Below are 19,212 nucleotides of genomic sequence, written 5' to 3'. Positions count from 1 at the left end.
TCATGTCCGAACCTGCCGACCTCGTGTCCGAGATCGAAGCGCTGGAAAACAAGCTGCAAGAGGCCAAATCCTCGATCACCCGCCGCTTTATCGGGCAGGAGAAGGTCGTGGACCTGACCCTGACCGCGCTTTTGTGCGGCGGTCACGCGCTGCTGATCGGTCTGCCGGGGCTGGGCAAGACGCGGTTGGTCGAGACGCTTTCGACCGTGATGGGCCTGCATGGCAACCGCATCCAGTTCACGCCGGACCTGATGCCTGCTGATATTCTGGGCTCGGAAGTGCTGGATACTGCCGAAGATGGCAGCCGCCATTTCCGGTTCATCTCCGGCCCGATTTTCTGTGAGTTGCTGATGGCGGACGAGATCAACCGTGCCAGTCCCCGGACCCAATCGGCGCTGTTGCAGGCGATGCAAGAGCGTACGGTGACAGTCGCGGGCGAAGACCGCGAATTGGGCGTACCGTTCCATGTGCTGGCAACGCAGAACCCGATTGAGCAGGAAGGGACCTATCCATTGCCCGAAGCTCAACTGGACCGGTTTCTAGTGCAGGTCGACGTGGAATATCCGGATCGCCAGACCGAGCGTGATATTCTGCTGGCTACCACGGGTGTTGAGGAAGCCGAGGCGCATCAGATTTTCACCAAAGAAGAATTGCTGGCCGCACAGGTTCTGTTGCGCCGGATGCCTGTAGGAGAGTCGGTTGTCGAACTGATCCTCGATCTGGTCCGCGCCTTCCGCCCGGATGAGGCAGGTGTGTCAGAGCGGGTGAAGGAAACTGTTGCCTGGGGTCCCGGACCGCGCGCTGCGCAGGCTCTGATGATGACCGTGCGCGCAAATGCGATGCTGGAAGGCCGTTTGGCCCCCAATGCCGAGGATGTTCTGACCATGGCGCGTCCGGTTCTCAGCCACCGTATGGCGTTGAACTTCGCGGCGCGGGCACGTGGTGACAGCCTCTCTGACCTGATTGAGTCCACCGCTACTGGGCTGGTCCGAACTGAGGCCGCGGCGTGAGCGCCGCCCAGACCCTACGCGAACGCTCCGAGGCCGAGGCGTCCCGGTTGCCGCCGTTATTGGCGCGTGCCGAGCATCTGGCTGGAACCGTGTTATTGGGCGATCACGGGCGGAGACGCTCGGGTCTGGGGGATGATTTCTGGCAGTACCGCCCTGCGCAGATTGGCGACAGTCGCCGGTTGATCGACCATCGCCGTTCGGCCCGTGGTGATCAGCAGTTTGTACGTGAGCGCGAATGGCAGATTGCACAGTCGATCATGCTTTGGGTCGATCAGGGCGCGTCGATGCGGTTTGCTTCGGACAAGAACTTGCCGACCAAGGCCGATCGTGCGCGCCTGCTGGGGCTGTCGACCGCTATCCTGCTTGTGCGTGGTGGCGAGCGCGTTGGTCTGACTGGCACGACGCTGCCCCCGCGCAGGGGGAATGCTCAGATCATTCGGCTGGCCCAAGCCTGGTCTGAAGATGCGCAAACCGATTACGCGCCACCCGAACACCGCGCCATGATCCCGCATGCGCGTGCGGTGTTTATCTCGGATTTTCTTGGGCCGCTGGACGAGGTCGAGCTGGCCCTTACCAAAGCCGCTGACCGGGGCGTGCGCGGCGTGTTGCTGCAGGTTCTGGACCCCAGCGAGGAGTCCTTTCCCTATTCGGGACGTACCATTTTTGAAAGTGTTGGTGGCACCGCTCGACATGAAACCTTGAAGGCCGCTGATTTGCGCGATCGTTATCTGGATCGCTTAGCGGCGCGCAAGGATGCGCTGACCCACCTGTGCCGCGCGACTGGCTGGCAGATGGGGCTCCATCACACCGATGACAGCGCTCAATCGGCTCTGTTGTGGCTTTATCGCGCCTTAGATGGGGGTGCGCAATGACGGTTCTTGCAGGAATCGGATTTACCGCGCCTTGGGTGCTGCTGGGTCTTCTGACCCTTCCGATTTTGTGGTTGATCCTGCGTGCCGTCCCACCTGCACCGATCCGACGTCTTTTCCCGGCGGTCACCTTGCTGCTGGGATTGAAGGATGATGAAAGCGTTTCGGACCGTACACCATGGTGGTTGCTGCTACTGCGGATGCTGGCAGCCGCAGCGATCATCATCGGGCTGGCAGGGCCGGTGCTGAACCCCTCACGCGATGAGACCGGATCCGGGCCGCTTCTGCTGGTGCTGGATGCAAGCTGGGGGCGCGCGACACGTTGGTCCTCGACACTTGATCAGATTGATGCGCAATTGACGGAAGCAGGGCGGGCGGGTCGTCCTGTGTCGATCTTGCGTCTGACTGAGCCTGAGGCACCTGTGTTTCAGGCCGCCGAGGCGTGGCGTGGGCGTCTGCCGGGCCTTACACCGATGCCGTGGCAACCAACCCAAGCGCAGATTGACCAAACTCTGATCGCGTTGGGACAGGTCGAAGGTGGCTTCGACACCCATTGGTTCAGCGACCGTCTGTCCTATGTCGGCCATGATCGTTTGACTTCTGCCCTACAAGCGCGTGGGGACGTGATTGTCTACCAATCCTCTGCACCCGTTACCGCGATCTTGCCCGCCACCTATCAGGACGGCGCAATCCGACTCAGCGTACAGCGCGCTAATCCAGGACCAGAGGAAAGAGTCACCGTTCTGGCGCAAGGGCGCGACCCGGCAGGAGCAATGCGGGTGCTGCAATCGACCAATCTTGAGTTCGAAAACGGCTCTACGCAGGCGGAAATTGATCTTGCGCTTCCATCGGAACTGCGCGCACGCATTACACGGTTCGAGATTCAAGGCCAGCGCTCTGCCGGTGCCATTACACTGACAGATGACAGCCTGCGTCGGCGCGAAGTGGCATTGATCGCAGGTACCCTGAACCGCGAAGGGTTAGAGTTACTGTCGCCGCTTCACTACCTGACACAGGTACTGATTCCGACCGCTGATTTTGTCGAAGGCGGCCTGGCCGAGGTTCTCCCCGCGAACCCGGATGTGATCGTATTGGCGGATGTGGCCAAGCTGTCCGAGTCGGAACAGGCTGAAGTCGTCGAATGGGTTGAACAGGGCGGCCTGCTGCTGCGCTTTGCCGGCCCACGCATGGCCGCCAGCGATCTGGGGCGCGATACTGAGGATGCACTGTTGCCGGTTCGACTTCGTAGCGGTGGCCGCTCGGTCGGCGGCGCCATGAGCTGGGGTGAAGCGAAGGGGCTTGCTCCGTTCACTGAAAACTCGCCGTTCTATGGGTTGGAGATTCCTGCGGACGTCTCTGTGACCACTCAGGTCATGGCACAACCAGACCCTAATTTGGCGGATCGGGTCATTGCGTCACTGTCGGATGGCACACCATTGGTGACCCGAAAACCGCTGGGGCTGGGGCAGGTGGTTCTGTTCCATGTCACGGCTGATGCGGAATGGTCCAGCCTGCCGCTGTCCGGGCTGTTTGTCGAAATGCTCGACCGGCTTGCCGTTGCCTCTGCTGCCAAATCGCGCCAAGAGGCTCAGATGCAGGGCACCGTATGGGAGCCGATTCAAATAATGGATGGCTTCGGTGTTTTGACTGACGCAGGAACGCTGCCCGGTGTCGATGGAGTCGAACTGGTTTCTGGGCAAATCGGGCCGGACCTGCGCCCGGGGCTTTATGAAAACGGCAAGCAGAAACTGGCGCGGAATGTTCTTGCCGAGGATGCTGTACTATCCCCGGTGATCTGGCCGTCTGACGTCCCAATCCGGGGTCAGGAGATCAGCAATGAGACTCCGTTGGAAGGGCTGTTGCTTGGCCTTGCATTGTTGTTGCTGACAATCGATGTGATTGCGTCTTTGGCGTTGTCGGGGCGCTTGGCCAAGGCAACCCCTGTTGCATTTGCGCTTGCTGCCCTGTTCCTTGCCCCCGAGGTGCGGGCACAGACCCCCGAAGACACCGATTTTGCATTGAACGCGACGCATGAGCTTGTGCTGGCCCATGTACTTACCGGGAATGCTCAGGTCGACGATATCGCGCTGGCCGGGCTGCGGGGGTTGGTGCAGACGCTGCATTTTCGCACTTCGGTCGAACCCGCCGACCCGATTGGCATCGACCTTGAACGTGATGAGCTTGCATTCTTTCCGCTGCTCTATTGGCCTGTTACTCCGGACCAGCCGCAGCCCTCGGTTGAAGCTTATGCAAAGCTCAACGCCTATCTGCGGTCGGGTGGGATGATCCTGTTTGACACGCGCGATGCCGATATCGCCGGTTTCGGGGCCTCCAGCCCCAATGGGCGCAAGCTACAACAGCTGGCGGCACCGCTGAATATCCCCTCGTTAGAGCCTGTTCCGCGTGACCACGTGCTGACTCGCGCCTTCTACCTGCTGCAGGATTTTCCCGGACGATATTCTGGCACCGAGGTCTGGGTCGAAGCCGCGCCACCCGATGCCGAGCAGATCGAAGGAATGCCCTTCCGAAACCTCAACGATAACGTGACCCCAGTGGTGATCGGCGGTAATGACTGGGCCGGGGCCTGGGCGGTGGATCGCAACGGTCAGTCCCTGTTGCCCGTGGGTCGCGGTTATGCCGGAGAACGACAGCGCGAGTTGGCCAATCGGTTTGGGGTTAATCTGGTAATGCATGTGCTGACCGGGAATTACAAATCCGATCAGGTTCACGTGCCCGCGCTTTTGGACAGGTTGGGACAATGACCGGAACCGTCATCTTTGACCCGCTAATCCCGTGGCCGTTTCTGGCAGCCGTGGCATTGATTGCCATGTCAGGTGTGGTTCTGGCGCTTTGGCGCGGTCTGTCGGGCTGGGCCCTGCGCGGCTTGGCGGCCTTGGTCATCCTCGGGGCGCTTTGCGGTCCTGTTTATCAGGCCGAAGATCGCGCGCCGCTTACCGACATCGTGTTGATGATCGAAGATGAAAGCGCCAGTCAAACCCTATCGGATCGTGCCGAACAGACTGCTCAGGCTGCCAACGACCTCGCGACCGAGATCGAAGCCCGAGACAATACCGAGCTGCGCCGCATACAGGTTGGTGACGGCGATGGTGACGAGGGCACGCTGGTCATGGCTGCGCTGAACGCGGCGCTGGCCGAAGAACCCCGTGCGCGGATTGCGGGCATTGTCGTGGTGTCAGACGGCATCGTTCATGATGCAGACCTGGCACCCGACCTGCCTGCTCCAATGCATCTGTTGCAGACCGGGCGGGAAGGCGATTGGGATCGGCGCCTGATCGTGCGTAACGCCCCAGCCTTCGCCATTATCGGTGAACCCGTGACCCTGACCCTGCGCGTCGAAGATACTGGCGCTGCGCCTGCTGGAGTTACTAACGCTCCGCTTGAGATTTCCGTCGATGGAGGTGAACCCGAGCAGTTCACCATTCCAATCGGTCTGGACGTCGAGCTCCCGATCACGCTGCCGCATGGTGGTCGGAACGTCATCCAGTTCACGGTCCCGCAGGCCGAGGGCGAACTGACCGACCGCAACAACACGGCTCTGATCCAGATGAACGGTGTGCGGGATCGCCTGCGTGTTCTGCTGGTATCGGGCGAGCCGCATCCGGGCGGGCGTACTTGGCGCAACCTGCTGAAATCTGACAGCTCGGTTGATCTGGTCCATTTCACCATCCTGCGGCCACCGGAAAAGCAGGACGGCGTTCCGGTGGACGAACTCTCATTGATTGCCTTCCCGACGCGGGAGTTGTTTCTGGAGAAGATCAATGATTTCGACCTGATCATCTTTGATCGCTACAAGCGGCGCGGCATCCTGCCTGCGATCTATCTGGACAATGTTGGCGACTATATCGTCAATGGTGGCGCGGTGCTGGTCGCTGCTGGTCCTGATTTTGCCACGGCTGACAGCCTGTACCGATCCCCGCTTGGGCCGGTCCTGCCCGCAAAACCCAGTGCGCGGGTTTACGAGGAACGGTACGTGCCCATGGTCACCGATCTGGGCCAGCGTCATCCGGTTACCGCTGATCTGAGCGATGCTGAGACTTGGGGCGCTTGGCTGCGCCAGATCGATGTCAGCCAGCTGTCCGGCAATATGCTCATGACCGGCGTGGATGATCGTCCGTTGCTGCTGTTGGATCGCGTGGGTGAAGGCCGTGTGGCGCTGATGGCATCAGACCACGCCTGGCTATGGAGCCGCGGCTTTGAGGGCGGTGGCCCGCAGTTGGAACTACTCCGCAGGCTGGCGCATTGGATGATGAAAGAACCCGAGCTTGAGGAAGAGGCGCTGTGGGCCGAAGCGAACGGCCAGTCCATGCGTATTATCCGTCAAACGCTGGAGGATGAGGTTGGCCCGGTCACCGTCACCCTCCCCAACGGCGACACCTTGGAGATTACGCTAAACGAAGTCTCGCCCGGTCGGTTCGAGGCGCAGTACTTCGGCCCTGAAATTGGCCTGTACCGTCTGGAAGAGGGTGCGCATTCTGCCGTGATCGGTCTTGGTCCTGCTGCACCAAAGGAATTCGAGCGCACGATCGCGACCGATGAGATTCTAAGCCCCGTTCTGGCCAGCCTGCGCGGGGGAACGATCCGGTTGGAAGAGGGTCTGCCCTCAATCCGGAATGTCCGTGCGGGCCGACCGGCAGCAGGTCGGGGCTGGATCGGTCTGACCCCGCGCGACGCCTATGAAACCCGCGATGTTACACAGGCCGGGTTGCTTCCACCCTGGCTGGTGCTGTTGCTTGCCGGTGGGTTCCTCTTGGCCGGTTGGTTGCGTGAGGGACGTCGCTAACGCTGCTTAAGCACTTTTTCATGCTCTACCGCGATGCTCTGAGCGGATTATCGCGGGAAAACTTTACATGAGTCTTGCTGAGAAACTGGCGCAGGAACGGCGCGCACGACTGGCGGCCGAGCGGTTGTTGCATCTGAAACAGGCCGAGTTGTCTGCTGCCAACCGCAAATTGGGACGTCATGCTATCGCATTGACACGTCAGATCGATGAGACTCAGGCCGAGGTTGCGACGGTTCGCGATGAAAACGAAAAGGTCAAATCCGATCTGACCGTGGCCAATGCCAAGATCGAAGTGGCTGAACGCCGCCTGTGGCATTCGATCCAGACCATCCCTGACGGGTTTGCCTTTTTCGACGGCAACAACACACTGATCGGTGCCAACGCCGCTTACCTAAGCGTATTCGATGGGCTGGAAGAGGTCGCGCCGGGGATCAGCTACACGCGTATTCTCGAAATTCTGACCCATGAAGGGATCGTGGACATCGGCGCGGAAAATATCGCGGACTGGCAGGCGCGCATGCTTGCACGCTGGGTGCAACCGCACCCCGAACCCGAGGTGATCCAGTTGTGGAACGGTCAGTATATCCGGCTGATTGATCAGCGGGGCCACGGCGGTGACGTGCTGAGCCTTGCGTTGAACATCACAGCCTCGGTCCGGCATGAGGCCGAGCTGAACGCCGCGCGTGAACGGGCCGAGGCCGCAAACCGCGCCAAATCCGCCTTTCTGGCCAATATGAGTCATGAGATTCGCACGCCGATGAACGGGATCGTCGGCATGACCGAACTGCTGACCGAAACCCCGATGAACGAAGAACAAAGGCTCTATGTAAGCACAATTCGCAATTCGGGCGAGGCTTTGCTGGTCATCATCAACGATGTCCTCGACTATTCCAAGATCGAGGCCGACAAGTTGACGCTGCACCCCGAACAGTTCGATTTGGAGCGCTGTATCCTTGAGGTCGCGATGTTGTTGCAACCCAGCGTACGCGACAAGGGCCTGACCTTGCTGGTGGACTATGACCTGTTCCTGCCGACGCTTTTTGTGGGTGATCCGGGGCGGATTCGGCAGATTCTGACCAACCTTGTCGGCAATGCAGTGAAGTTTACCGCGCAGGGCCATGTCCTTATCCGGGTGACGGGTGTTCCTGACGCGACAACTGAAACCTGCGACATCCACGTGGCCATCGAGGATACGGGTATCGGAATCAAAGCCGACAAGGTCCCGCACATCTTTGGTGAATTCAATCAGGTTGAGGATGCTCAGAACCGCCAATTCGAAGGCACGGGTTTGGGGCTGGCAATCACCAAGCGGCTGATCTCGATGATGGGCGGTGCCGTCTGGGTCGAAAGTGACGCGGGCAAAGGATCTTGCTTTGGTTTTCGTATCACGCTGCCCACGGCCGAAGGTCCGCAGCCCGTTCCGCCCGATCTGGCGGGGCAGTTGGGCCAGGTTCTGGTGGTCGAGGATATGGCCGTCAACCGCGCCATTTTGACCAAGCAACTGAGCCGCCTTGGGTCTCAGGCGCTCACCTGTTCAACAGGGGCTGAAGCGCTTACTGCAATGGACAAAACTATTGATCTGGTGCTGTGCGATCACGATCTGCCGGACATGGACGGTCTGGAACTCGCCACAACACTGCGCGACAAAGGATGGGGTGATCTGCCAATTGTGGTGATGTCGGCCAATCCGGGTGTGATTCATGCCGATCCGGCCCATCGCCTGATTGACGGCGTGTTGCAAAAGCCCATTCCTCGCGCCGAGCTGTATTCACGGCTGATGGCGCTGGGTGCTCCTATATTCAAGTCGGATCGCAGTGACGACTGCGTCGCTGACCCCGAGACTCATGCGCAAGTTCCGCAGAATCAGAGGCTGATGCGGGTTCTGGCAGCCGAGGACAATCGAACCAATCAACTGATCCTTCAAAAGATGACCAAAGATCTGAATATCGATTTGAGATTCGTCTCCAATGGGTTGGAGGCGATCGAAACCTTCGCCAGTTTCGACCCGGACCTGATTTTCATGGATATCTCGATGCCCAAGATGGATGGGAAAGAGGCGACGGGTGAAATCCGGCGGCGCGAGATCGGAACGGATCGACATGTTCCCATAGTGGCCCTGACGGCCCATGCCATGACAGGGGATGATCAGGGCATACTGGCAGCCGGGCTTGATCATTATCTGACCAAACCGTTGCACAAGAAACTGATCCACAAGATGATACTGGAACATCGTCCAGCCGATGCCCAATTGGTCGGTGCAGAAGGTGAAAGTACGGAATAGGATCGATTTATGTCAGATGAGCGCGGTTTTCGCCCCCGGGGATTGGGTGAGATTGCAATTCGCTGCGCCGATATGGCGGCAATGGTGTATTTCTATGAGAAGGTGATCGGGTTGCAGCGATTGCAAGGCGACCATAACAGCGCCATCACCTTTTTTCGGATTGCCGAAGGGTTTGGTGGACATACACAGGTGCTGGCCCTGTTTCACCAGTCTGTTGGCTCTGAGCGTGGATCGGGCCAGACTGGCGCGGCAGTGCCAGTAACAGGGGGCGCCTCGGCCCTGCACCATATCGCGCTGTCGCTGCCCTTTGTCGAACAGGATGCTGTCATGCGCTGGTACGACCAGATCGACCAGCCTTATCGGGTCGAGCATTTTGGCTGGATCGGCTGGCGCGGTATCTTCACCCAAGACCCCGAAGGGAACACCGTTGAGCTTGTAGCCTACGACTCTTCACTGCTCGATCAGGCCTGATAGGGGCGAACAAACACAGGTTTGTAGTCGTCAGACAGATCTGCCCTGTATTCATAACCACCGCTGTCGAAATCCAACAGGCCAATGGGATCGGTCAGGCGGTGCTGGATGATGTAGCGTGCCATCGCACCGCGCGCTTTCTTGGCGAAGAAGCTGACGATCTTGGGGGTGCCGCCCTTGTCCTCCATGAAGACCGGGGTCACAACCGGCAGCTTCAGTGCCTTCAGGTCGACCGCGCCGAAGTATTCCTGACTGGCGCAGTTCACCAGAACCTTGCTGTCAGTTTCGGCGGCCTGCGCGTTCAGCACCTTGCTTAGCTGATCGCGCCAATATTCGTACAGGTTTTTTCCGCGTCTGGTTTTCAGTTTACTACCCATCTCAAGCCGGTAGGCCTGTATGGCATCCAGCGGGCGCAATACGCCATAAAGCCCGGACAGAATGCGCAGGTGATCCTGTGCCCAGGCCATTTCGTCGGCATCCAGTGATGCGGCTTCAAGCCCTTGATAGGTATCGCCCGCAAAAGCCAGTGCGGCAGGGCGCGTCGTCTCCGCATCGGGCGCGTCCGAGAACATACGATACCGGTCGCGGTTCAGGCGAGCCAGATCATCGCTCAGATCCATCAATTTTTTCAGATCGCCCAATGTCAGATTGCGTGCTGTCTTCGACAAGCGGATCGCGTCATCCTGAAAATCGGGTTGGGTTAATTCGACGTTTCGTTCTGCCCAATCCAGCCGCTTGGCCGGGGAAATCACTACCAGCATATCCGCCCTCGTTTCTCGCCTGCTCAGGCGTATCTAGCCCGCCTGTTGCAGCACGTCCAGAAACGCCGCGCCAAACCTTTCGTGACGACGGTCACCCAGAACCTGCTCCATCGCTCGTGGATCATCCGGGTGCAGTTGCGCCACTTTCGCCAGTTGCGAGGCCGTACAGCTTAGCGGTTTGTCGATCCCGTCGGGGCCACGCGACAATTGCGATTGAACCTCAAGCAACTGATCGTAAATGTCGCCCTGATTGCGGCCGGCAAGTTTGCGCCTTGCGGGGTGCAGCTCTTCTACCGCGCCGGTCAGCACCTCAAGGAAAGTGGAACCATAGCGTTCCAGTTTCTTTGACCCGATACCGCTGATCCGCGCCATGTCATCCAGATTTGCAGGTCGGGTTTCTGCCATCTCAATTAGGGTGCGATCAGGAAAAATGACATAAGCCGGGACCCGAGCGGCCTCGGCCAGTGCGCGCCGCTTGGCCTTGAGCGCCGAGAGCAGCGGCGCGTCTTCCTCGGACACCATCGCTTTGACAGCGGGTCGTCGGGTGGCTTTGCGGATGGTATCCTTGCGCAGATCGATCTGCGCCTCACCTTTCAGGATGGGTTTGGCGGTTTCTGTCATACGCAGCGCGCCGTGGCGTTCAGGGTCGGGGCGCACCAAATCATGGCCCATCATCTGCCGGAAGATCGCTTGCCATTGTGGGCGCGACCAGTCCTTGCCGATGCCGTAGGTGGACAGATTGTCGTGTCGCCGTGCGCGAATTTTATCAGTCTCGTTGGCAAGCAGAATGTCGATCAGATGACCTGCGCCGAACCATTCCTCGGTGCGTAGAATGGCGGACAGAGCCATGCGGACGGGCGTTGTGCCGTCGAAGACTTCAGGCGGGTTGTCGCAGAGATCGCACTTGCCGCAGGGTTCAGTCTGTTCCCCAAAATACCCCAGCAAGCTCTGGCGGCGGCATTTCAGTGCTTCGGCCAATCCCAGCAGCGCGTTAAGACGCGCATGATCCGCCATGCGCCGTTCAGGTGGGGCCAGCCCTTCGTCGATCTGTGAGCGTCGTAGTCGGATATCGTCAGGCCCGAACAAGGTCAGGGTCTCGGCTGGTCCACCATCGCGCCCGGCGCGACCGATTTCTTGATAATAGGCCTCGATCGATTTCGGCAAATCCGCATGGGCGACCCAGCGGATGTCCGGCTTGTCGATACCCATGCCAAAGGCGACCGTAGCGACGACAATCAGCCCGTCCTCGCGCGCAAAGCGAGCTTCCACGATGCGGCGATCCTCGGCCTCCATCCCGCCGTGATAGTGGCAGGCCGTGTGACCTTCGGCGCGCAGGGCTTGCGCCAGCACCTCGGTCTTGTTGCGGGTCCCGCAATAGACGATGCCGGACTGGGTTTTGCGCGCGGCAGCGAAATCGAGGATCTGTTTGCGCGGTCCATCCTTGGCGGCAAAAGCCAGATGGATATTGGGCCTGTCGAACCCCCGCAGGAATTTGCGCGGCGCGACACCGTCGAACAGTTTTTCGACGATCTCGTCCTGCGTTTCCGCATCCGCTGTCGCGGTGAACGCGGCGAGGGGAACATTCAAAGCGCGCCGCAGCTCTCCGATCCGCAGATAATCAGGGCGGAAATCGTGGCCCCATTGGCTGACACAATGGGCTTCATCCACCGCGATCAGATTGACGTTAATCCTACGCAGCATCCCCAGCGCCGACCCGGCGGCCAGTCGCTCGGGCGCCATATACAGAAGCTTGAGCCGTCCAGCCTCTAATGCGTCCCACACCGCATCAGTTTCTTCGGGGGTGTTGCCCGAGGTGAGTGCGCCCGCCTCGACACCGGCTTCCTGCAGCCCACGCACCTGATCGCGCATCAAGGCGATCAGCGGAGAGATCACAACAGTCACGCCGTCTCGCAGCAACGCAGGTAATTGGAAACATAAGGACTTGCCCCCACCAGTGGGCATGATCGCCAGCACGTTTTCACCTGCGGTCACGGCGTCGACGATCTCTTCCTGACCGGGGCGGAAGTCGTCGAATCCGAAAACGTCTCGCAACAAGGGTGCGGAGTCGAACATGCGACGGAGGGTCCTGTTTTATGGTTTATCTGCTCTTAAGACAGGACCATCACATACTAAGATTCGGTGAACAAGAGGTCAGTAGAAATAGACCGCGTTGTTGATCAGAATGATCCGCAACGCATAGACCCCGATCAGCACCACCAGAGGGGTCAGATCCAGACCGCCCATGGCGGGCAGAATGCGGCGAATGGGGCCGTAGATCGGCTCTAACAAACGGTTCAGTCCGTACCAGATTTGCGCCACCAGTTGCTGGTGCAGGTTCAGCACCTGGAAGTTGATCAGCCAGCTCATGATCACATGGGCAAGGATGATGAACCAGACAATGTCCAGGATCAGCAGAAGGATTTGGATCAGCGACAGCATGGGCACTCCGTTCGTCAATTGTCCTGAGACCTAAGCGTCACAGCCGCAAAGAGCAAGTGCGCCCCAACAGAACGCTTGCGAATTGACCCAAAGCCCCGTCTTATGATCGCAACAATAATAATATGGGGCAGAGATGGCGGAGATTTCCAAGCGTAAGCGCATCTGGGGCTGGTGGTTTTTCGACTGGGCCAGCCAGCCGTTCCATACATTGCTGGTGACCTTTGTCTTTGGCCCCTATTTCGCCGGGGTGGCGGCACAATACTATGCGAATACCGGATTAGACACCGATGCTGCGGCGGCGCAGGCGCAGACCGTCTGGGCGAATTGCCTGACCATAACTGGGCTGATCATCGCGTTCGGAGCGCCCCTGTTGGGCGCGATGGCGGATGTTTCGGGTCGGCGCATCCCGTGGATTCTCGGGTTTTCGGTGATGTACGCGGTGGGGTCTGCCGCGTTGTGGTATACGATGCCCGATGGCTCGAACATGTGGTTGATGCTGTCGGCTTTTGGTCTGGGCTTTGTGGGCGCAGAATATGCACTGATCTTCATCAACTCTCAGCTGCCCGATCTGGGTGACGATAGAGAAGTGGGCGAGATTTCAGGTTCGGGCTTCGCCTTCGGCTATTTCGGAGGCCTGCTGTCGCTGGCCATCATGCTGGCGCTGTTTGTTGAACAGCCCAACGGCAAGACCTTGATTGGTATGGATCCGTTGTTCGGGCTGGATGCGGCAACGCGTGAAGGGACGCGGTTTGTCGGCCCCTTCACCGCTGGATGGTTCGTGTTGTTCATGTTGCCGTATTTCCTGTGGGTTCGGGATGATCCTGAGACCAACAAACAGGGTAGCGTGGGTGAGGCGCTGCGCTTGCTGGGCAAGTCCGTGGCGGCTTTGCGTCACCGGGTCAGTCTGGCGACCTATCTGGGGTCTTCTATGTTCTATCGCGACGCACTGAACGGGCTATACAGTTTCGGAGGCGTCTATGCGCGGCTGGTGCTTGAATGGGACCTGATAAAAATCGGCGTATTTGGGATCGTCAGCGTTCTGGCCTCGGCCATCTTTGCGTGGATCGGGGGCAAGATGGATCGCAAGTACGGCCCTAAACCGGTGATATTGGTTGCGATTTGGGTTCTGATCTTTGTCTGCGTAACGGTTGTGTCGATGGATCGAACACAGATCTACGGAATTTCATTACCCGTAGGCTCGGGCCTGCCGGACATAGCGTTCTTCGGGTGCGGAGTTCTGATCGGCGGCATGGGAGGTATTCTGCAATCCGCCAGCCGTTCAATGATGGTACGCCATACTGATCCCGCCACCCCGGTCGAGAGTTTTGGGCTGTACGGGCTTTCGGGTCGGGCGACCGCCTTTGCAGCGCCGCTATTGATCGGAATAGCAACAGCAGCAACCGGTAGTGCAAGACTGGGGGTGTCACCGATCATTCTGTTGTTTATTCTGGGCCTAGTCCTGATGCGCTGGGTGAAACCGGAAGGGGATCAGAGCAGATGATTTTACTACGTTTTTTGGCCGTTCTGGCCGCAATAGCACTGGCAGGCGTGGCTACGGCACAGCCCTTGGCCAAACAGTTATTCGGAGCCCAGAAGGTTGGGTCGCAGCAAAAATCTGCCGCATTCGGCAGTTATTCGCGCGGGTGCGCCGCCGGGTCGGTGCAACTCCCTGAAACCGGGCCAACTTGGCAAGCCATGCGCCTGTCGCGCAATCGCAATTGGGGGCATCCTCAGGCGATCGACTATGTGCAGGATCTCAGCCGGTTTGCCGCGAAACAACCGGGGTGGAATGGTCTCTATATCGGGGATATCAGCCAACCGCGGGGTGGGCCGATGACCTCGGGCCATCGTTCGCACCAGTTGGGTTTGGATATCGATATCTGGATGCTGCCGGGCGATAACATGCGCCTAAGCCGCAAAGCACGCGAGAATATCTCGTCTATATCCTTGCGCCGCGCGAACGGCGCGTATGTAAACGGCAACTGGACCAAGCAGCACCATGCGGTATTGCGCGAAGCCGCCAAGGACAAGCGCGTTGCCCGGATCTTCGTATTCCCGGGTGCAAAGGTGCAGATGTGCAATGACGAGAAGGGCAACAAAGCCTATCTGCGCAAGATCCGGCCATGGTGGGGACATCACTATCATTTCCACGTGCGGCTGAAATGCCCGAAAGGATCGAAAGGCTGTGTAAATCAGAACCCGCCACCCAAGGGTGATGGTTGCGCCGAGGCGCAGCAATGGGTGCGCAATATTCTGAACCCACCGCCACCTGATCCAAATGCGCCGCCGCCCAAGAAACGTCGTGAATATCGAATGGCGGACCTTCCCCAGCAATGCGCCGCAGTCTTGCAATCCAACTGATTGTTGCAACGCTGTTGGCCAGTGCCGTTTCGGCAGTTGGTACCAGCCCGGCAACGCTTCTAGCCCGATTTGACTGGAACAACAGTGCCGGTTGGTTTGGCGGGTTCTCGGCCCTTCATTTGTCGGAAAACGGCCGGCAAATGATCGTGCTCGGCGACCGGTCGAGGCTTGTGACCGCGCGGATCAACCGGGATGGAGACCAAATCAGGAATATCCAGATACTGAGATACGGACCCATCTTCTCGAGCAAAGGGCGCAGCCTGAGCGGTCGGGCAGGGGATTCCGAAGGGATCGCTGTCGCTCCGGATGGGAGCCTATATATCTCGTTCGAAGGTGTGCACCGAGTGGTCCATTATTCCACACCGGGGGCCAAAGCCAAGGTATTGCCCCGCCCGGAGGCTTTTCATGATTTAGAGCGCAATGGCTCGTTCGAAGCATTGGCGATCGATGATCGGGGCAGGCTTTACACCCTGACCGAGAAATCCCGCACCGCAGACGGTAAAATCCTCGTCTATCGGTGGGATGGCCACCACTGGACAAGGCCGTTTGTTTTGCCGCCGAGTGGAAGGTTCTTGCCGGTTGCGGCAGATTTTGGGCCCGATGGGCGGTTGTATGTGTTAGAGCGCGCGGTGTCATTTTTCGGCTTCCGCTCGCGACTGCGGCGCTGGGTGATCGCAGATGATGCGCCCGTGTCACAAGAGATTCTGTTCGAAACCAGCACCGGGACGCATGACAATCTCGAGGGCCTTTCTGTCTGGCGCGATGTGCAGGGGCGGCTGCGCGCAACGATGATTTCCGACGACAACTTCTTCTTTCTGCAACGCACTGAATTGGTCGAATACTTGCTGCCTGATTGACAGGCGGCAGACAAAGGTCTAAACGCACGGCCTGCCTCGGGATGAGCCTGAGGCCAAGTCGCCGCTACCTTGTCAAAACGGGCATCTGAAAATGCAACGCAATTTTATTCCCGGCATCCTTGCCATGGCCTCGATCGTCGTGGCCTCAAACATCCTAGTCCAGTTCCTGATCCTTGACGGCCTGTTGACCTGGGGTGCCTTCACCTATCCGTTGGCCTTTCTGGTCACCGACATCATGAACCGCGTCTATGGCGTGGGTCCGGCTCGCAAGGTCGTATTCGCCGGTTTTGTCACCGGTATCATCTGCTCGCTGATCGGCAGCCAGATCATGCTGCAGGGTGACGGCTTCACCTATGCCGCCGTGCCGCTGCGCATCGCAGTCGCTTCGGGCACCGCCTTCCTGATTGCGCAATTGACCGACGTCACTGTGTTCAACTCACTGCGAGGTGGCCGCTGGTGGCGCGCGCCGCTGGTGTCGACACTGGTTGGCTCGGCGCTGGATACAGCGATCTTCTTTACCCTGGCGTTCTCGGCCTCGGTTACAGTCTTTGGTGCCAATGCAGATGCAGCGATCAACTGGGCGTGGGAGCCTGTGCCCTTCATGCTGTCCGGCCCGATGGCCCCACTCTGGGTAACGCTGGCCTTCGCCGACTGGCTGGTGAAACTGTCGCTGGCGCTAATCGCCCTGATTCCGTTCAAGGTGATTGTTGCCCGTTTGACCGCCGCGCAGCCTGCATAAAAAAGTGCTTTGAGATTGGCGCATCTTGTGTCAGGCTCAGAGTTAACCGCAACAGATAGAAAAGGAGGTGATCCAGTGTCGAGAAAGAGATTGGAGAGAGGTGTTGGAACAACCGGGGGGATCGCCTGTTAAGGCAGCCCTTGGCGGAGCGCTCGCTCCGGCTGGTCGATTGATCTAACCGACCCAACCTCCTGAACTTTCGAAGGGCCGTCCCGCCGGGGCGGCCCTTTTTGTTTTCAACTGCGCCCTGTAAGGTCCGATCCATGTTGCGCATCACCGACGATATCGCCCTGCAAGACTGGGAAATGACCGAAAGCTTCGTGCGGTCCTCTGGTCCGGGTGGGCAGAACGTCAACAAGGTCTCCACCGCCGTTGAGCTGCGGTTCGAGGCCGCGCGCTCACCCTCCTTGCCTGATCCGGTCAAGACACGTCTGAAACGGCTGGCCGGACGTCGCTGGACCAAGGACGGCGCCATCATCATTCAATGTGAAGAAACACGCTCTCAGGCCCGCAACCGCGACATCGCGCGCGCCCGGTTGGCTGAACTGATCACGCGGGCTTTGGTCAATCCCAAGCGCAGGATCGCGACCAAACCCACTTATGGTTCGGTCAAGCGAAGGCTTGCTGCTAAGAAAGCCCGCGCGGATGTCAAAGCCCTGCGAGGCAAAGTGTCCGAAGATTGATCTGGCAGTTTCGCTGCACGTTGCTACTCTGCCGGTGCAAGACGCAGGGGAGGTAAAGCCATGAGGCTTGAGGAAAAAACCGCCATCGTAACCGGCGGCGCATCCGGGTTCGGCGCTGGGATTGCGCAAAAGTTCCTGACCGAAGGCGCCCGCGTGATGATCGCAGATATCAATGGCGAAGCGGCTTCCGACATGGCGTCTACGGTCGGCACGAATGCCATCGCACAGCGCGTTGACGTCTCGGATGTGGCATCGGTTCAGGCCATGGCACATGCGGTGTCGGAAGAATTCGGAAAGCTTGATATTCTGGTGAATAATGCGGGCGTGACGCACCTGCCGGCCCCACTTGAGGACGTCGATGACGATGAATTCGACCGCGTCTTCGCCGTGAACATGAAATCCGTTTACCTGACCGCGCGCGCCTTTGTTCCGCAGATGAAGGCACGTGGCGCGGGGGCGATCCTGAACGTGGCCTCAACAGCAGGCCTGTCGCCGCGGCCCAATCTGAACTGGTACAACGCCTCCAAAGGCTGGATGATCACCGCGACCAAGACGATGGCCGTCGAACTTGCCCCCTCGGGCCTGCGCGTCAACGCGATCTGCCCGGTGGCGGGTGAAACCCCGCTGCTGAAATCCTTCATGGGTGAAGACACCCCGGAGATCCGCGCCAAGTTTCTGTCGACGATCCCGCTTGGTCGCTTCTCAACCCCCGAAGACATGGCAAATGCTGCCTGTTTCCTCTGCTCGGATGAGGCCAGCATGATCACCGGCACAGCCCTGGAAGTGGACGGAGGCCGATGCATCTGATCCGCCCTTCATCTGGCCATAAATATCTCCGCCGGAGGCAGCGCGCCCCAGCGCGCTTTCCGGCCCAGTGCGCGAGACGAAAATGAACCCCGGACCCAGAAACCTGATCACTGATGTCGCTGGCCTCAAGGTTGGCAATGCGCACGATGATACGCTTAAATCAGGCACAACTGTCCTGACGGCGGATAACCCGTTCACAGCTTCGGTTCATGTGATGGGCGGCGCCCCCGGCACGCGTGAGACCGACCTTCTGGCGGTCGACAAAACTGTTGATCGGGTCGACGCGATTGCTTTGTCCGGCGGCTCGGCCTTTGGACTGGATGCGTGCTCGGGCGTTTCAGACGCATTGCGCGCTCAGGGGCGCGGATTTCAGGTCGGTTCGGCCGTCGTGCCCATCGTGCCGGGCGCGATTCTGTTCGATCTACTCAATGGTGGAGATAAGAACTGGACCGAAAATCCTTATCGCGATCTGGGGAAGTCTGCGTATTTGACCGCCTCACCAGAATTTGAACTGGGCTCGGTGGGGGCTGGTACCGGCGCATTGGCCGCGATGCACAAGGGTGGCTTAGGCTCGGCTTCGTTAAAGCTTGAGGGTGGCGTAACCGTCGGCGCGCTGGTTGCGGCCAATCCGCTTGGCAGCATAACCACACCGGGTGATCGGCATTTTTGGGCTGCGCCGTTTGAGATCGATGACGAGTTCGGTGGATTGGGGCCAGACCCGACCTCGGGCCTTGGTTTCTCTCTTGTCAGCCGTAAGGCGCAGATTATGCATTCTGCTCCGCCAGATCGCGCCAACACCACGATTGCTATAGTTGCAACTGATGCAGCGCTGACCAAACCGCAATGCCAGCGTCTGGCGGTAGCAGCCCATGACGGCATCGCCCGCGCCATCGTGCCTGCGCACACGCCTGGCGATGGGGATCTGGTATTCGGTCTCAGCACCTGCGCGCGCACGGTTGGCCCCGAGGCGATGGCGATGATCGGCCATGCGGCCTCGATCTGTCTTGCGCGCGCGATTGCACGGGCTATCTATCTGGCTTCCCCCCGCGCTGGCGACTTGCTGCCGTGCTGGTCGCAGTTACATGACTTCGGTTAAGTACGACACCGATCGCCTGTGACACAGTGCCGTCGCG

At 59.3% G+C, this 19,212-nt stretch carries 16 protein-coding genes; 13 read left to right on the top strand and 3 right to left on the bottom strand.

From position 1 onward, the window contains the following. Positions 1 to 2 precede the first annotated feature (2 nt). The 6 genes from ACR0EN_RS09695 (at position 3) to ACR0EN_RS09670 (ending at position 9,432) form a co-directional block, all read left to right on the top strand. Positions 3 to 1,010 carry an AAA family ATPase gene (locus ACR0EN_RS09695; RefSeq protein WP_170394959.1) on the top strand — a complete coding sequence of 336 codons (1,008 nt, stop codon included), beginning with the start codon at positions 3 to 5 and terminating at the stop codon, positions 1,008 to 1,010. Then, positions 1,007 to 1,882: a DUF58 domain-containing protein gene (locus tag ACR0EN_RS09690; RefSeq protein WP_170408573.1), complete on the top strand. Its 876-nt coding sequence runs from the start codon at positions 1,007 to 1,009 to the stop codon at positions 1,880 to 1,882. The genes ACR0EN_RS09695 and ACR0EN_RS09690 overlap by 4 nt, the downstream gene beginning before the upstream one ends. Then, on the top strand, positions 1,879 to 4,641 hold the full coding sequence (locus tag ACR0EN_RS09685; protein WP_480586428.1) for a DUF4159 domain-containing protein: 2,763 nt from the start codon (positions 1,879 to 1,881) through the stop codon (positions 4,639 to 4,641). Before ACR0EN_RS09690 ends, ACR0EN_RS09685 begins: the two co-directional genes overlap by 4 nt. Further along, on the top strand, positions 4,638 to 6,680 hold the full coding sequence (locus ACR0EN_RS09680; protein ID WP_480586425.1) for a hypothetical protein: 2,043 nt from the start codon (positions 4,638 to 4,640) through the stop codon (positions 6,678 to 6,680). The genes ACR0EN_RS09685 and ACR0EN_RS09680 overlap by 4 nt, the downstream gene beginning before the upstream one ends. Before the next feature lie 67 nt (positions 6,681 to 6,747). After that, positions 6,748 to 8,961: a response regulator gene (locus ACR0EN_RS09675; RefSeq protein ID WP_480586422.1), complete on the top strand. Its 2,214-nt coding sequence runs from the start codon at positions 6,748 to 6,750 to the stop codon at positions 8,959 to 8,961. Positions 8,962 to 8,970: 9 nt separating this feature from the next. After that, positions 8,971 to 9,432 (top strand): VOC family protein, encoded by a 462-nt coding sequence (locus tag ACR0EN_RS09670; RefSeq protein WP_170394950.1) that lies wholly within the window; start codon positions 8,971 to 8,973, stop codon positions 9,430 to 9,432. On the opposite strand, the gene yaaA is transcribed toward ACR0EN_RS09670, so the two are convergent. The 3 genes from yaaA to ACR0EN_RS09655 all read right to left on the bottom strand — a co-directional run bounded on the left by yaaA (position 9,423) and on the right by ACR0EN_RS09655 (position 12,632). Further along, positions 9,423 to 10,193: a peroxide stress protein YaaA gene (gene yaaA / locus ACR0EN_RS09665; protein WP_480586420.1), complete on the bottom strand. Its 771-nt coding sequence runs from the start codon at positions 10,191 to 10,193 to the stop codon at positions 9,423 to 9,425. The genes ACR0EN_RS09670 and yaaA overlap by 10 nt on opposite strands. A gap of 33 nt (positions 10,194 to 10,226) precedes the next feature. Continuing rightward, complete coding sequence (recQ, locus tag ACR0EN_RS09660) at positions 10,227 to 12,266, bottom strand: DNA helicase RecQ (RefSeq protein WP_480586417.1); 2,040 nt, start codon at positions 12,264 to 12,266, stop codon at positions 10,227 to 10,229. Between the two features lie 78 nt (positions 12,267 to 12,344). After that, on the bottom strand, positions 12,345 to 12,632 hold the full coding sequence (locus ACR0EN_RS09655; RefSeq protein WP_170394943.1) for a YggT family protein: 288 nt from the start codon (positions 12,630 to 12,632) through the stop codon (positions 12,345 to 12,347). A gap of 133 nt (positions 12,633 to 12,765) precedes the next feature. Here ACR0EN_RS09655 and ACR0EN_RS09650 point away from each other — a divergent pair, with 133 nt between their 5' ends. From ACR0EN_RS09650 to ACR0EN_RS09620, 7 genes are all read left to right on the top strand, one after another. Then, entirely contained in the window at positions 12,766 to 14,133 is a 1,368-nt protein-coding gene (locus ACR0EN_RS09650; RefSeq protein ID WP_170819171.1) for an MFS transporter, read from the top strand. Next, positions 14,130 to 14,993, top strand: a complete 864-nt coding sequence (gene mepA / locus ACR0EN_RS09645) for a penicillin-insensitive murein endopeptidase (protein ID WP_170626734.1) — start codon at positions 14,130 to 14,132, stop codon at positions 14,991 to 14,993. Before ACR0EN_RS09650 ends, mepA begins: the two co-directional genes overlap by 4 nt. Next, entirely contained in the window at positions 14,966 to 15,850 is an 885-nt protein-coding gene (locus ACR0EN_RS09640) for an esterase-like activity of phytase family protein (protein WP_170394933.1), read from the top strand. Before mepA ends, ACR0EN_RS09640 begins: the two co-directional genes overlap by 28 nt. Before the next feature lie 91 nt (positions 15,851 to 15,941). After that, positions 15,942 to 16,589: a queuosine precursor transporter gene (locus tag ACR0EN_RS09635; RefSeq protein WP_170626735.1), complete on the top strand. Its 648-nt coding sequence runs from the start codon at positions 15,942 to 15,944 to the stop codon at positions 16,587 to 16,589. A gap of 263 nt (positions 16,590 to 16,852) precedes the next feature. Further along, on the top strand, positions 16,853 to 17,272 hold the full coding sequence (gene arfB / locus ACR0EN_RS09630; RefSeq protein ID WP_170394928.1) for an alternative ribosome rescue aminoacyl-tRNA hydrolase ArfB: 420 nt from the start codon (positions 16,853 to 16,855) through the stop codon (positions 17,270 to 17,272). 60 nt (positions 17,273 to 17,332) lie between these two features. Beyond that, a complete protein-coding gene (locus ACR0EN_RS09625; protein ID WP_170819172.1) occupies positions 17,333 to 18,079 on the top strand; it encodes an SDR family oxidoreductase in 747 nt (248 codons plus the stop codon). Between the two features lie 82 nt (positions 18,080 to 18,161). Next, on the top strand, positions 18,162 to 19,175 hold the full coding sequence (locus tag ACR0EN_RS09620) for a P1 family peptidase (RefSeq protein ID WP_170819225.1): 1,014 nt from the start codon (positions 18,162 to 18,164) through the stop codon (positions 19,173 to 19,175). Positions 19,176 to 19,212 lie beyond the last annotated feature (37 nt).

It is taken from the genome of Ruegeria sp. AB7, from assembly GCF_056542625.1.
Note: the sequence above shows the minus strand (reverse complement) of the source record. Positions and strands in the feature narration are given on the sequence as shown.

Coding starts and splice junctions, on each gene's coding strand:
- ACR0EN_RS09695 (WP_170394959.1), top strand. CDS start 3: ATGTCCGAACCTGCCGACCTCGTGTCCGAGATCGAAGCGCTGGAAAAC.
- ACR0EN_RS09685 (WP_480586428.1), top strand. CDS start 1,879: ATGACGGTTCTTGCAGGAATCGGATTTACCGCGCCTTGGGTGCTGCTG.
- ACR0EN_RS09680 (WP_480586425.1), top strand. CDS start 4,638: ATGACCGGAACCGTCATCTTTGACCCGCTAATCCCGTGGCCGTTTCTG.
- ACR0EN_RS09675 (WP_480586422.1), top strand. CDS start 6,748: ATGAGTCTTGCTGAGAAACTGGCGCAGGAACGGCGCGCACGACTGGCG.
- ACR0EN_RS09670 (WP_170394950.1), top strand. CDS start 8,971: ATGTCAGATGAGCGCGGTTTTCGCCCCCGGGGATTGGGTGAGATTGCA.
- yaaA (WP_480586420.1), bottom strand. CDS start 10,193: ATGCTGGTAGTGATTTCCCCGGCCAAGCGGCTGGATTGGGCAGAACGA.
- recQ (WP_480586417.1), bottom strand. CDS start 12,266: ATGTTCGACTCCGCACCCTTGTTGCGAGACGTTTTCGGATTCGACGAC.
- ACR0EN_RS09655 (WP_170394943.1), bottom strand. CDS start 12,632: ATGCTGTCGCTGATCCAAATCCTTCTGCTGATCCTGGACATTGTCTGG.
- ACR0EN_RS09650 (WP_170819171.1), top strand. CDS start 12,766: ATGGCGGAGATTTCCAAGCGTAAGCGCATCTGGGGCTGGTGGTTTTTC.
- mepA (WP_170626734.1), top strand. CDS start 14,130: ATGATTTTACTACGTTTTTTGGCCGTTCTGGCCGCAATAGCACTGGCA.
- ACR0EN_RS09640 (WP_170394933.1), top strand. CDS start 14,966: ATGCGCCGCAGTCTTGCAATCCAACTGATTGTTGCAACGCTGTTGGCC.
- ACR0EN_RS09635 (WP_170626735.1), top strand. CDS start 15,942: ATGCAACGCAATTTTATTCCCGGCATCCTTGCCATGGCCTCGATCGTC.
- arfB (WP_170394928.1), top strand. CDS start 16,853: ATGTTGCGCATCACCGACGATATCGCCCTGCAAGACTGGGAAATGACC.
- ACR0EN_RS09625 (WP_170819172.1), top strand. CDS start 17,333: ATGAGGCTTGAGGAAAAAACCGCCATCGTAACCGGCGGCGCATCCGGG.
- ACR0EN_RS09620 (WP_170819225.1), top strand. CDS start 18,162: ATGAACCCCGGACCCAGAAACCTGATCACTGATGTCGCTGGCCTCAAG.